This window comes from Peribacillus simplex (genome assembly GCF_900156045.1).
GTDB lineage: Bacteria > Bacillota > Bacilli > Bacillales > DSM-1321 > Peribacillus > Peribacillus simplex_D.
Genome location: NZ_FTMX01000008.1, coordinates 206,461 through 220,571 on the forward strand (window position 1 = coordinate 206,461; position 14,111 = coordinate 220,571).

The following is a 14,111-nucleotide window of genomic DNA, read 5'->3' on the forward strand; positions in this document are numbered from 1 at the left end:
AGTTCCAGTTTTTCCTGACATTTTTTAAATTAATTTATAAGAGCAGAAATTATTAGAAAGGCTTGGTATTTACACTTCTCATAGCCCATTTTTTCTAATAATCTGCTTTTATTACTTATTAAATAACCTTACTGACAGAATGTCTGCGTGCACTATAAAGGAAACTTCTAAGCAAAATAGAAACCAAACTCAAAATGAGAAAAAGTATTCCTCCCCATAAGATGTATTTGATTCCCATACCTGATAACAATAACCCTCCAATTGCAGTACCACTGCTTATTCCCCAATTGGAACAGGACACAAATAACCCGTTTGCTAACTCCGGTGCTTCATGAGCAGCTGAGGTAATCCAATATTGATTAATATTATTTTGTATGGAAAACATAATCCCGAAGAGTGCCATAATGATTACCATAGAAACTAGCGATTCCCCAGTGAAGTACCAAATAACATATATGACTCCCATTGTAATAGGGTAAAATACAGCAGTCTTCATCGCATTTTTGGAAAGCAGCTTTCCGGCTAATAGGTTTCCTAAGATACTTGCAACGCCAAATAACAATAACATGATGCTTAAAGTTTGACCGGAAACATGAGTAACTTCTCCTAAATATTCAGCCAGATAACTATTTGGCGCAGACACGGCAGCAGACATAAAAATAATTGTTACAATCGCTAACCAAGTAAGAGGCCTTTTTAATACACTTAATTGTGCTCCGTGGGACACTTTTTCTTGTACAGGCATGGAAGGGACAAACAACAATGTCGCCAAAAATGCAATTACGTTCACGACAGCAGAAAATGTAAGTGACATTTCAATTGAAGTAGCATTTGCAATAAAAGTCGTGATTGGCACACCTAGTACCATTCCTGCAGAGACTCCCATAATGACTGTAGAAATTGCTTTACGAGCTTGTTCCTGATTACCCGACATAGCTGCTATCGTCAGCGCCAATGAACAATAGACTGGATGGAAAATAGCCGGAATGGCACGGGCAATCAAAACAATATTAAAGCTTGAAGCAAATATGGAGACGATATTACCCAATACGAAAATGCCCAATGAAATAAGCATCACCTTTTTACGATTAAATCCAGAAAATAGTACTGGCATTATTGGACCTGATACTGCCACCACAAGTGCGAACACACTCACCAACAAACCTGCCCGAGTAACTGAAATCCCATAGTGATCAGCAATTAAAGGAAGTATGCCGACTACACCCATTTCAGTGTTCATGATTCCAAAAATCCCCAAAGATAAAATTAATATAATTAAATTATTTCGTTTAAACAAAAAGATCCTCTCCTATTCCAATTAGTAATTATTTTATGCAATATAGCTCCCTCCATTTTTTAAAAATTAAATATCAAGTTCAAATTCAATTGCTATCCACTTTCATTAGTAAGTTCCTTATTGGAATTTACAATTTCATTAACTTGAAGTATTATAACCCTACCACCTTCGTGTAGCACGAAAGCAAGATATTTCTATTTTTTTTATTTTTTTAAGGAGGTATAAATATGTATACTGTAAAGGAAGTGGCTAAACTACTTGAACTGACCGAACATACTGTTCGCTACTACACCGATAAGGGATTAGTTCCAAATTTAAAGCGTGATAAGAATAATAATCGTGTGTTTGATGAAGACTCCATGAAATGGCTTATAGGTGCCAAAAAATTAAAAAAATGCGGATTGTCTGTTGAAGATATCAAAAAATATGTAGATTTATGTTCGGAAGGCGATTCGTCCATCTTAGAACGCTATGAAATAATACTGAAGACTAAGGAGGCGGCGCTAGCCCAATTAGAGGAAGCTAGGTTAATGGTAGAATTTATAACAAATAAAGAAAAGCATTACCGAGATATTATAAATCAGGTGATTCCTGATAACACTAATCCTGGTGAATGGGAAAAAAATAATATTCCTGGTGTTCATTAAATAAAATTTTGAATTAAAAGCCGAGGTACTATAAGGCGCCTCAGCTTTTAATTTGTGAAATATTGCACTTAAACTAAACTGCCCCGTTAGTGAAACAAATCAAGCTGCCAAAATGACAGCTTGATTTGTTACTCTTGCACGATTACAAAAGTACGTATTCAACTCTTATTAAGGCTTATAATTTTTAACTCCAATGATTTACAGGAAGGACATTGTGCGGTAGATATATGAGTTTCATTATGTACCCACTTATAATGGCAAGTCGAGCAGAGGAGAACTGTATGTTTTTTTATGAATTCCATTGATTCATTTATATATCGCTCATAATCTTGAGGGTAACTATCTGCTAATGTACGAGATACAAAATTATAATCACACTCACTTCCGTTCCAATATTCTTTACCACCTTTATATTCAACCATATTTTACACATCCTACTATTTTTATAGTTTATTAATAGTTTTAGTTTCATAATAGCATAACATTTGGAATCATTTTCCTTATTTTTATCTTCTTATTAAATTAACCTGCCCCGTTAGTGCCATAAGAAAAGGAGCTGCTGATCAGCTCCTGGTAATGAAGTAAAGGACTGTTAGCTTAATAAGAATTATTTACTTAGTTGTTCATTATAAATACTAATTGAATGTACCTTCTCTTTTAATAAGTTATCTATTATTTGCTTTAGTACCCTGGGTTCACGTAGTACTTCATTATCAAATTTTACAAGGTCATTCACCTTAATCCATCTACTGTCTAAAATTTCATCTTCTTCAAGATTTAATGAACCACCATTAACCTCACCAGTAAAATGAAATAGAATAACTTGATTGTTTGTACTACTGATAAAATTATATACACCCGTTGTACCATTAAGTTTTACATCAAAGCCTGTTTCCTCTTTTACCTCCCTACGAGCTGAATAGAGAATGTCTTCACCATATTCAATGCGTCCACTTGGAAAGTTCTACTTATCAATAGCAGTTGGTTTATTTTCTCTAATTATTAAGACTTCATCATCTCTGAATATTGATACACTAACTACTAAAACTATCCCATTATGAGCCATCCTTTTCTCCTCAAGTATTTAATTTTATATTTATTACTACCTTTTTCTCTAATTAACACCTGATTACCTTCTACTACCACTAACCTGCCCCGTTAGTTCCATAAGAAAAAGAGCTACCAAAGCAACTCCCTTATTAAAGTAAGGCACCTGTTAGGGTATTGAAATAATATTTATTGCCTGTCATAGTGCTCTTCCATATCACTCATTATTTTTTGGTTCTTACTAAAATGAACAGCTATATATAAAAGTAAACCAAAAGCCCCACCAATTAGTACCTTAAAACCTGAACCAACAGCTGCCCATTCCAAGGCGTAGAAAACTATTATACCGAGAAGAACATATGAAAAACTGTATTAATCAAAATCGTTCAACCTTCTTCCTTAATTTACGTACTATATAAATTCTATTTCAAATGCATTATTCCTTGTTGAACTAATCTGCCCTTTAGTTGCATAAAGAAAAAGCTGCCTTAAAGACAGCTCTGATCTTCAGCTAACGCACCCGTTCGTTGAACAAGGGGGTAATATCTTGTTTTTGCTTTTTTCTTAAAAAACGGACTATTTTATCTAAATTCCACCACTCTTCAACTTTTCAACTTTAGATATAAGAGAAATAACCTCATATGACAGTTTTTCGTGTATGTTTTACGGAAATAGGTTCTTTGTCAATGAGTCGTGTTCGTCTGTTGGTTCAAGCCGTTTAGCTGGAACATGGTGAATAGTGTTTACCTTATTAGGAGGAATATGCGGTCCACCGGCTACATAGCCGGTGGCTTTTTCATTATGTAAAACAATTTTTCCCAATGCCAAAAACCGTACCTTTATTAAAAATCAAATGAAAGTTCAGGCATGAATTGATTCATATGTTTTTGGATTTCTTTATATTTATCAGACTGATCACTCAAGGCTTTCATTGGAATGATCTCATATGGCCGGTTGACCCAGGTTGGCAGGAACTTGGGATTTTGTAGTTCGATTTTCACATCATCCCCGGTTTGGATTTTCTTTACGCCAATTTGCATAATACCGCCGATGTCTTTGTAATCTCCCTGCTGGCCGGATAAGAAATTCCCAAGCGAATAAGCAACAAATGCCCGTTCGCCGTTTGGTTTTGTAAGCCATGAAACAGGCTGCAAAACGTGTGGGTGGTGGCCAATAATAATATCAGCGCCTGCATTAGCTGTCGTTTGAGCAAGCAGCTTTTGTTCATCATTAGGCAACCGTTCATACTCTTTGCCGAAATGCAGACTGACCACAACGACATCAGAAACTTTCTCTGCTTCTTTAACTTCCTTCTGGATTCTCGTGGTATCAATTAAATTCACAAGATGTGGCTTCCCCTCAGGAACAGGAATCCCGTTCGTTCCATACGTATAGCTGAGAAACGAAAAGGTAATATCGTTTCTTTTTAATATTCGAATGATCTTCTGGTCTTCAGACGATTGATAAGCTCCTGTATAAGGCATCCCAATACTGTTCCAGTGGTTAAGCGCATTCAAAATGGCCTTTTCTCCTCGGTCAAGTGTATGGTTATTGGCGATTGTCACGAGATCAACCCCGTTTTCCTTTAGAGCATCTCCCACCTCAACCGGTGAATTAAAGGAAGGATATGAGGAAAGCCCTATTTCTTTCCCTCCAATCATCGTTTCCTGATTAGCCACCGTAATATCCGTTTTTCCCAGATAGAGTTTCACAAATCGGAACATCGGATTAAAGTCATATGAGCCGTTTGACTTGCGGGCGGGTATATACACCCTATCGTGAATCAAAATATCTCCCACAGCGCCTATGGTTGCCGCAGTTACTTTTTGTTTCGGAACAGGTGTATGAGCGTGAGATGAAGCGCTTTCGGGTTTAAGTTTCTTTTTATTTTCTGCCTTTGTTTCCGAGACTTTTGGTTCCTCTTGAAATTGACCTTTTACAAATGGTGCAAGAATCCATAACAAACACATAAATGTAGCTAGAAACACTAGTATTCTTTTCATGGCAAATGCTACCTCCTACTATAATAGTAGAGTGTTTTTAGGAAATAACAACAAAAATATCGATTTGATATTTGAAATGAACACATCATTTGTTTGAAACAGAGTACGAAATAAGAAAAAAAGACATATCATGTGTTGCTATGTCATATGTGCTTGCTATCTCTGATATGCCTACTGTATCTAAAAGCACTTGTCTGTCACTTCAAAACACGCATTTTCTTTTTGTTCGTTTATCAAGGTTATAAGTAGCAATTTGATCAAACTTTATTTCAAAGAAACATAAGAAAAAGGCTGCCTCAGCACCCCTGACCGTTGATATCAACCATTTTCAATTACATACTCCATGGGAAGTTTTCTCTTATCTGCTTTGTTAAAAAAATTGATTTCACATAGTATAAAGAATATTATAAAAATATTATTATAAAAGGTACGAATGATTTAGAAAAAGTGTTAAATCATTTCTATTGGACTGTGAAATATCATTGGAGGGAAGTAAGATATGATAAATAGTATAGTTGTAGTGAAAAGTTGTAGATTTACCTCAAAAGAACTAATCGGACAGATAGGTGTAGTTATATCTAATTCCAAAGAAGAATGGTGGAATGTACAATTTAGAAGAGGTTATGAACAAAATGGTGTTGAAGAAATATTAATGAAAATTCATCAAGATGATTTTGAAGTTATAGGAACATTGAACTTTAAATATATACACGAAGGCTATTTTTAAATTGGAATAGTGTTATTATCGTCTTTTAGATTAGTAAGCTTCTTTCCTTTTTAGATAAAAAATTCACCATATTAAAAGAATCCTTATTAAACTAAACTGCCCCGTTAGTTGCATAAAGAAAAAGCTGCCTTAAAGACAGCTCCGATCTTAAGCTAACGCACCCCTTTAGTTCTATAAGACTTATTGTAGAGTTAACACAAACTATGTATTAGTGATCGGCTTTTTTCTTATCAAAATCTCCCCATAACCAACTAAAAAGGGAATGAAATGCTACGAAACAGAATGCGTATGCTAAATTCTCTAACCAATTTATCGATTGCCCCCTGAAGTATTGCAGACCAGAGCTTGCAATATACATGAGTATGAAACCTACTATATAACTAATGAAAAATCTTTTCTTTGTTATTGCCATAAATACAAAGCACTCCTATTCTTTGGCAGGCAATCCAACTAGCCTGCCCCGTTAGTTCCATAAAAAAGGCTGCCACAGCAACCCCTGTTATTGAATTAAAGCATCCGTTACTTTAAGAAGAGTGATACAAAAAAAAAGCCAATTATGATTACAAGAATAAGAATTCCCGTACCTTTCCAACCTAAGCTACCAACTAAATCAGCAAGACCTCCACCGTGAACACTGCTAGAAGGATTACTTTTTAATTCTTCTTGTCTTAATTTTTCTCTTCTTCTTTCAGGAGTTTCTTTATCTTCACTCATTTGAACACCCCTTGTAAATTAAACAATCATTCCTTTTAGATTTTACCACAAATACCCATTATCCTTGTTGAACTATCCTGCCCCGATAGTTCCATAAGAAAAAAGAGCTGCCAAAGCAACTCCCTTATTGAAGTAAAGCACCCGTTAGCTTAATAACAAAGTGCTTAAATCGTTTACGGATGGTCTCTAGTCTCAGCATACAAATCCATCATATATTCACTATTATTTTCTGCCCCTTCTTCATCAAGTTCAAGGTCATCAATCCATTGATAATAATGTCCCAACTCGTGGGCAATAGTACCAAGAATAGCTGCAAGTGCATCATCTTGCCCATTCTCCGCCAATAATTCTAAATAGTCACCAGTAGCTATTCTTATATATGGTTCTTCACTTTTGTCAAAAGGACCAAAAAATGTACCCGATACTAATTCTTTATCGAACCTGCTTTTAATTTGATAATCTTTTTTTAGATATACAACAACTCGAATGGGAAATTCAAATTCTTTTCTTAACCACTTTGCAAACTCTAGACAAGCCCTTCTAACTTCTGGATAGACGCCTTGTTCACATCTTATTCTTAATCCTTGTCGTGGGTAATCTTCCTTCATTTAACCACCACCTCTAACATACCTCTGCTATATATAAAATAAAAAGGAATTGTGCCTTTTATTTATTAGACTTCTTTAACTAAACTGCCCCTTTAGTTCCATAATAAAAAGGCTGCCTTAGCTCCTCCCTAATTGAATTAGGAAATGAATATGGTATTCTTTTAAACTGATTTTAGTTTTTCTTTTATGGATTGTAATTTTCTAAATTTCTTATCGTAGCTTTGTCTTTCTAACATCTTGTTTACTAATTCAATGGCATCTTCTTTGCGATTTGCCTGTAAATAAGCTTCAACTATCTCATCAAACCCTTTAGAAAACGGGAACTTTTCTTCTTTTGCTAGTTCAAATGATATTTCAAAGTAGTCAGTTGCTTTTTTATATTGTTCTAACCTTAAATACATTCTGGCATTAGCTAAATTTAATTCAGCACGTTCCAGATTAGTAAGTGTATCTAATTCTAATGCTTGTTTTCTTAGATCAAGGGCTTTTTCATATTCCTTTTTTTCTTCTAGATAAAAAGCTTTGTCATAGAAATGTCCAAACTTTGTTAAAGGTCTTTTTGATTTATAAATTCTATATACGATATAAATTAGAAGTAATAGTAATGCTATCAAGTGTTTTGTCCCCCTAAGATGGTTGGCCGTTCTATTTGTGGTTATGACGATAATAAATATTTCCATTATTACTTTTAACTTAAAGGTAATTTTTTTTTAGCTTTGATTTTATTGATTTTCAGAAAAATTAATTTGAGAACTCGTATTCGTTTCTTGCTACGTAAGATATAGAACCTTATTAAAACAGTGGGTTTTTCATTAAAACACCCAATTTAATTGTAACATAGTGGATAATTTGATATGCCTCATAGTTCGAATAAAGTACGCTATTTAAACTAACCTGCCCCCTTTAGTTGCATAACAAAAAGGTTGCTTCACCAACCTCCCTCATTGAAGTAAAGCACCCGTTAGTTCTATAAGAAAAGTAATTCTTATTAAAGAATCGCGCCCTTTAGCGGAACAACTCTATTACCCTTGATCCATTTTTAAATTTCAGATGTACTTTATCTTTTGGACATAAAAACACCCCTTTAGAGGATATTATCCAAAGGGGTAAAACGGTGTAACTTTATTATAAACATCGTGACTTTATTTCACAGCCATATCATTTTCCCTTTAATTCAGCTAAATAGTGCCTTACGGCACTTTCAACTAGTTCATAAACCGTCCTATCATGAATGATTGCTTGTATTTTTAGTTCCTTCATAAGTTCAACATCCATATCGAATGAAGAACGTTTTCTTATAATGTTGGTTCGTTCTATGGTTGGTGCTGATTGTTCGTTCGCTTGTTTGACCAGTTCTTTACCACGTTTTATGCCAACGTTAGAACGTTGGTTGGTATCGTTAATAGGTTCTTTATTTACATTAGTTGAAACGTTCTCCTTTGCTTTTCCTGCTGTTGCAAAGTCATAAATAAGCTGCTCTTGTACCGTTTCCTCGTCACCTTCACCAACGAAATACCAGCCTTTTTCGCCTGAATTTCTATACTCATAACCAGCTTTTTTCAATGCTTTTCTTAGTAATTTTTCTGAAAGAAGAACATCAGCCTTTTTGTCAATATTCGCTGGTGTATCAGTTTTAATTAACTCCAAGATTTCCCCGATTTTCATTTAGTGCGCTCACGGGAAAACCAATACTTTGTTTTGATATTTCGATAAGTCCCAATGTCTTTGATCAGATCGGCAATAAGATCATAACCGCAATATGTGTGCCTCATCGTGCTAAATTCATCTAATGTGACATAATCATCACTCTTTAATTCAACGTGACACTCTCCACAACAAATCGCCATATCAACACCTCCAAAAAGTATATTGATATATTCGTCGAAACTTGGTGAATATCCTTCTTTCGTACAAAAAAACAGGTCTATTGACAGTTCTTTAATGTTTGTTAGAAATAGCCGCCTGTGTAGCTTTGAAAATAAGTTTGATAAAAAAATACCTAACAGCCCTTATTCTTTTCTTGTGATTAGTATCCAGTTTTTATAATATATTTTGATTAGTTTTGGTTATCCTTAATGACGCACCCGTTAGTTGAAGAGTGGGTAATAGACTATTAAAAGAACTCCTAATAAAATAAGACCATAGATAATGATTAATCCACTTGTATCTAGTAAGACACCTAATATTACCCAAAATAAATAGAGAATCTTATTTTTTGTACTTTCATCCTTATTATTTTTGTAGGCTTCTTTAATTAGCCACCCTAAAATACTACATCCAACAACAACCAATATTATGCCAATAGTCATTATTTTCATAAATTCTCCGGTTATTAAATAATTTTTTTAATATCTTATTTACTATTCTGCCCCTATAGTTGCATTAGAAAAAGCTGCCTTAAAGACAGCTCCTAAAGCACCTAAAATTAATCATTTGGATTTATTATGGCTAAACCTGCTTTATGGTCCCGAAAGCCCATAGGCCAAAGCTAGGGCAAAAGTAAGAAAAGATAAAGCAATAAAAAATAGGCCATTTGACAAAACGCTGATTACTCTTATACCAAATTGCTTTGCCTTGGTTCCCAAAATCAAAGCCACTAAAAATCCAATATCAATTAAAAAAAATAAAAAAATGGATATCCTTAAATCTAAATTCGGTACCGATCTGCCGATAAAAAAAACCAGTAATGCAGCTATAACTAAAACAACAGTCAATATCAAAGGTATTGCTTCTTGTTTGTTCGATTTTCTTGTATTTTCCAAAACCTCACCCCCCTCACAATACCAAAATTTACCTAAATGGAAAAGGGAATAATCTCTGTAAAATTTTTTAAAGATTAAACATAGAAACACTCTAAAAAAGCAATCCGGCTGAGAAGAGTACTGTTATCAAATTTTGAACTATTGTATTTTTAAAATAAAGTTTAATCAAAATATCCACGAAAATCAGTTCTTAATTTATAGGGAATATGTCCCTAAAGAAATTAATCGAATAAGCTAACATTCTCCTTGTAAACAATATTACTGTATCGCTAAAACTAAAACTACAACTTAGGAGGTTAACAATGACGCAAGCACCCAAAAAAACAAAGACATATCAGAATTCACAATCTATATCGGGTATTTTTAGAGGAGTAACGTCCGCGACACTAACAGGGAAGACAGCGCCTCTACGCCCCGATCCCCATATATTGCATGATGATGACAAAGATTAGATTTAGCACGGCTAGATGGTCATAAAATTACTCTTTGGGAAGATGGCACATATGAAAGTAGTTTTAAAGTAACTTCTCTAGGAGACTACACTACTCTTATAGAACTATCCTGCCCCGTTAGTTGCATATGGGTACTTTCTTCTCTAATTTGAATGTATGATTTGTATAAAAATCTTACATTCAAAAGGCCACCAATTTGGTGGCCTTCTAAATAACTAACACACTCGTTAGTTAATAATGTGTTTATATTTTAATTGGCTTCAAATGGTATCTTTCTAATGTCGGAAACATCCGTGTGTTCGTAGTTAATCACATCGAAACCATTCGGTGCAGCCTAGGTCCTTCATAAGGATTATGTTTTATTTGTTTTTCTTTTTTCAATTTCTTTTTTCACCAAAGGAATTACCTTTTCTTTTACTGCCTTTTGAACTTTTGGATCATTTATTAATTTTTTAAATTTGTCTTTCAATATTCATACCTCCGATTTATTAAATTTGGGATTTAACTAATATGGAGTTATGTCCTAAAAGGAATAAGATTCTGCTGTCATATGACAATTATACCCTAAAGAATACATTGTGTCTTACAGGAGCCAGACAACCATATGTGAAAGAAACAGATTAATTGGTATACTTTAATTTTATTATTTCGGATATATAACCTTTAATTCATCATGATAAAAATTAAAATAGATAAATTACTAATATCGTAACCTATTACAATGCAAATAAATCCTGGAACGATTTCATGCTGAATCTAAATAAAAGGTAATTATAGTAAAAAAACTCACTTAAAGATAGCTTTTATTTTCAGCTTACACACTTGTTAGTTGTAGAAGGATTTTATAGCCATGGACTTACGCTCCACTAAAAACTTATAGGGGCTTCTTCACGAGTACAGGTCAGGTATTTTCGGGATACAGCATTAAAATATCCTACATCAATAATTGCTTTTTCTCCTTTATCAGGGCATTGAATATGCGTCAGCTGAAGTGCTTCATTGATGATGACCAAGTCTATTGCGTCCAATTCCTTTTTGCAGCACGAACATTTTACAGCAAGTAAGTTTTCTTTTTCCATTAAAGATGCCCCCTTTTGATAAAAAAGGTATTCTGTATTTCTAGTCGCTAATCCTACCAGTTCACATAACTGTCAAAAACTTCTTTTTCCATAAGTATTCAGCTGGATCTTCATAGCTTGTTCAACTAACCTGCCCCTTTAGCTCCATAAGAAAAAGAGCTGCAAAAGCAACTCCCTTATTGAAGTAAAGCACTTGTTATATGAATAAGTAGTTACCTTTTATTTCTTTCTCAGCTGTCTCGGCGATTAAATGTTTGAATCGTAATCTATTTCTAAGGTTTTTCCTTGATTGGAAGATAACTAAACTGACTTATTACATTATTTATGCAACACTAGTGTGTGAAAATGTATTTATAAATTCCTTTCTATACCACTAATAACATTTTTTTCACTCACTTCAGTTTCAACTTTTGGCTTAAATATGAGATAAGATGCTATGATTATGGCTGTAATTAATCCTGTCAAAAGAAGCTGAGATCTCATAGACTCGATAAAAGCCATTGATATTAGAATGAACAAAATTCCGGTAATAGTAAGATACGTTAAGTAAGGATACAGCCACATTTTAAGTTTAAGAGCTTCGGGATTCTCTCGCTCCATTTTTCGGCGCATCCGCAATTGAGAGACTGCAATAACTAAATACACAAGTAGTGCAATGGCTCCGGAAGAGTTTACTAGAAATAAAAAGACAGTGTCTGGTGAAAAATAATTCATTACTACAGCTATATAAGAGAAGAAAGTTCCAGCTAGAATAGCATTCCGCGGTACTCCTTTTTTAGTTAATTTCATAAACCTTTTCGGAGCTTCTCCTCTTTGAGCTAATGAGTATAGCATTCTAGAAGTAGTGTAAAGGCCAGAGTTAAGGCAGGATAAAACAGCAGTTAAAACGATAAAGTTCATAATTTGTGCTGCTGCAGGGACTCCGATATGATCTAAAACAGCAACAAACGGACTGGTTAAAATGCTAGCAGAATTCCATGGTAGGAGAGTAACAACTACTGTTATTGAACCAACATAAAAGACAAGAATTCTCCAAACTACAGAATTTGTTGCCTTCGTGACAGATTCTCTCGGGTTTGAAGACTCTCCTGCAGCTATAGCTACAATTTCCGTACCCATAAAGGAAAATATGACAATTACTATACCTAATAGAACAGATCCAAAGCCATTCGGCATAAATCCGCCATTTCCTGTAAGATTGGCTAGTCCCACTGACCCAGTACCTGGTGCAAGTCCGAAAATAAAGGAAAAACCAACTAGAAGGAATAAAATAATACTGACAACTTTGATTAAGGAAAACCAGTACTCAAATTCACCAAATGATTTAACTGAAAAAACATTTGTCAATGTTAATAATACAGTGAGAATTAGGCTAGTCAGCCAAAGAGGAATATCGCTAAACCAATATTGCATGATTGCAGCGCCTGCTATTGCTTCAATGGCAATAACGACTACCCAGAAAAACCAATAAAGCCAGCCAATCGTAAACCCTGCCCATGTTCCAATGGCATCAGAGGCATACTGAGAAAAGGATCCACTAGTTGGATTAACAGTAGCCATTTCTCCCAGCATTCTCATAACAAAAATGACAATTAAACCGGCAAGAGAGTAGGAAATAATCGCCCCCGGCCCAGTAGCATTAATAACAGCGCCACTTCCAATAAACAACCCTGCACCAATTACCCCAGCAATAGCAATCATACTCATATGACGTGTCTTTAATCCCTGCTGAAGACTTTTATCCTGGTCTACCATAAAATGCCCCCCTTATAGTTGTTTAATTAGTTAAACATTTTTTAAATTTGGTTTATATTAACATGAAGGCGCTTAATTTACATTGGACAAAGAATATAAAAAATTAGAAAATAATATAACATAATGTTTAATTATTCAGATAATTATAGCGTTCTATGCTAGGCTAACGCTGTAAATTTTGGCTAATTGTATAAAATGGGAGTATTTAAATGACTATCGCTATCTATCTCTCTGTTCGTGATTTACCTTTTATTTTAACAACAGAATTAAAACAGTAAGTTTTTTCCTCCCAATTTAACCCAGAAACACTTCTTCAACTATCCTGCCCCGTTAGTTCAACAAAGAACAACTGGAAAATTAAATACTTTTTAGTATCTTTGCTGGATTTCCAGCCACTATTGTATTGGCAGGAACATCTTTTGTAACAACAGAACCAGCAGCAACAATTGAATTATCTCCAATAGTGACTCCAGCCAGGATTATGCAACTTCCACCAATCCATACATCGTTTCCAATTATAATTGGTATTCCATATCCACTCTTGTTCCTATCCTTGGGTTCGATTGAATGACCAGCCGTATATATCCCTACATTGGGACCTATCATACAGTTGTCACCAACCCTAACTTCTGCCATATCTAAAATAGTGCAGTTATAGCCAGCATAGAAATTATCGCCAACGTGGATATTGTAGCCCAAATCGCAATGGAAATTGTGTTCAATACTAGGATCAACACCTACAGTACCAAACAAATTCTTTATAGTTTCTTCTCTTTTTGAGAAATCTTCTATAGCACTATTGTTAAATTCTTGAACAAGTTTATGAGCACGAATATTTTTTAATTTTAGTTCCTCTGTTCCTCGTTCATAATAGATTTTCTCTTTATCGTTCATACCTTCTTCAATTAACCTGCCCCTTTAGTTGCATAAGAAACTCCTATGGCGGCGCTCCTCGCCGCCACCATCTACTACGAAAATCTAAACTCAAAAATAGAGTCTAACCCATCAACCCCTTGACGA

General features: G+C 34.5%; 14 protein-coding genes and 1 pseudogene. 2 read left to right on the forward strand and 13 right to left on the reverse strand.

What is annotated here, in order from left to right:
- Positions 1-118: 118 nt before the first annotated feature.
- Positions 119-1,297, reverse strand: coding sequence for an MFS transporter (locus BW986_RS24090; RefSeq protein ID WP_076371544.1), 1,179 nt, complete (start codon positions 1,295-1,297; stop codon positions 119-121).
- 227 nt (positions 1,298-1,524) lie between these two features.
- Here BW986_RS24090 and BW986_RS24095 point away from each other — a divergent pair, with 227 nt between their 5' ends.
- A complete protein-coding gene (locus tag BW986_RS24095; protein WP_076371546.1) occupies positions 1,525-1,944 on the forward strand; it encodes a MerR family transcriptional regulator in 420 nt (139 codons plus the stop codon).
- A gap of 158 nt (positions 1,945-2,102) precedes the next feature.
- On the opposite strand, the gene BW986_RS24100 is transcribed toward BW986_RS24095, so the two are convergent.
- From BW986_RS24100 to BW986_RS24110, 3 genes and pseudogenes are all read right to left on the reverse strand, one after another.
- Positions 2,103-2,366 carry a hypothetical protein gene (locus tag BW986_RS24100; protein WP_076371548.1) on the reverse strand — a complete coding sequence of 88 codons (264 nt, stop codon included), beginning with the start codon at positions 2,364-2,366 and terminating at the stop codon, positions 2,103-2,105.
- A gap of 185 nt (positions 2,367-2,551) precedes the next feature.
- A pseudogene (locus tag BW986_RS24105) lies at positions 2,552-3,010 on the reverse strand (NUDIX hydrolase).
- An 823-nt stretch (positions 3,011-3,833) separates the two neighbouring features.
- A complete protein-coding gene (locus tag BW986_RS24110) occupies positions 3,834-4,994 on the reverse strand; it encodes a CapA family protein (RefSeq protein ID WP_076371550.1) in 1,161 nt (386 codons plus the stop codon).
- Between the two features lie 499 nt (positions 4,995-5,493).
- Here BW986_RS24110 and BW986_RS24115 point away from each other — a divergent pair, with 499 nt between their 5' ends.
- A complete protein-coding gene (locus BW986_RS24115) occupies positions 5,494-5,721 on the forward strand; it encodes a hypothetical protein (protein WP_076371552.1) in 228 nt (75 codons plus the stop codon).
- A 519-nt stretch (positions 5,722-6,240) separates the two neighbouring features.
- On the opposite strand, the gene BW986_RS24125 is transcribed toward BW986_RS24115, so the two are convergent.
- The 9 genes from BW986_RS24125 to BW986_RS24170 form a co-directional block, all read right to left on the reverse strand.
- Positions 6,241-6,435, reverse strand: a complete 195-nt coding sequence (locus tag BW986_RS24125; protein WP_076371556.1) for a DUF6366 family protein — start codon at positions 6,433-6,435, stop codon at positions 6,241-6,243.
- A 173-nt stretch (positions 6,436-6,608) separates the two neighbouring features.
- Positions 6,609-7,043 (reverse strand): hypothetical protein, encoded by a 435-nt coding sequence (locus tag BW986_RS24130; protein WP_076371558.1) that lies wholly within the window; start codon positions 7,041-7,043, stop codon positions 6,609-6,611.
- Between the two features lie 161 nt (positions 7,044-7,204).
- Positions 7,205-7,657 carry a tetratricopeptide repeat protein gene (locus BW986_RS24135; protein ID WP_076371560.1) on the reverse strand — a complete coding sequence of 151 codons (453 nt, stop codon included), beginning with the start codon at positions 7,655-7,657 and terminating at the stop codon, positions 7,205-7,207.
- A 544-nt stretch (positions 7,658-8,201) separates the two neighbouring features.
- On the reverse strand, positions 8,202-8,708 hold the full coding sequence (locus BW986_RS24140; RefSeq protein ID WP_076371562.1) for a hypothetical protein: 507 nt from the start codon (positions 8,706-8,708) through the stop codon (positions 8,202-8,204).
- Positions 8,705-8,890 (reverse strand): hypothetical protein, encoded by a 186-nt coding sequence (locus BW986_RS24145; RefSeq protein WP_063236568.1) that lies wholly within the window; start codon positions 8,888-8,890, stop codon positions 8,705-8,707. Before BW986_RS24145 ends, BW986_RS24140 begins: the two co-directional genes overlap by 4 nt.
- A 612-nt stretch (positions 8,891-9,502) precedes the next feature.
- Positions 9,503-9,805, reverse strand: coding sequence for a hypothetical protein (locus BW986_RS24155; protein ID WP_076371566.1), 303 nt, complete (start codon positions 9,803-9,805; stop codon positions 9,503-9,505).
- Between the two features lie 1,318 nt (positions 9,806-11,123).
- Positions 11,124-11,336 carry a hypothetical protein gene (locus BW986_RS24160; protein ID WP_076371568.1) on the reverse strand — a complete coding sequence of 71 codons (213 nt, stop codon included), beginning with the start codon at positions 11,334-11,336 and terminating at the stop codon, positions 11,124-11,126.
- A 351-nt stretch (positions 11,337-11,687) separates the two neighbouring features.
- A complete protein-coding gene (gene gabP, locus BW986_RS24165) occupies positions 11,688-13,091 on the reverse strand; it encodes a GABA permease (RefSeq protein WP_076371570.1) in 1,404 nt (467 codons plus the stop codon).
- A 357-nt stretch (positions 13,092-13,448) separates the two neighbouring features.
- Complete coding sequence (locus tag BW986_RS24170) at positions 13,449-13,985, reverse strand: sugar O-acetyltransferase (protein ID WP_076371572.1); 537 nt, start codon at positions 13,983-13,985, stop codon at positions 13,449-13,451.
- Positions 13,986-14,111 lie beyond the last annotated feature (126 nt).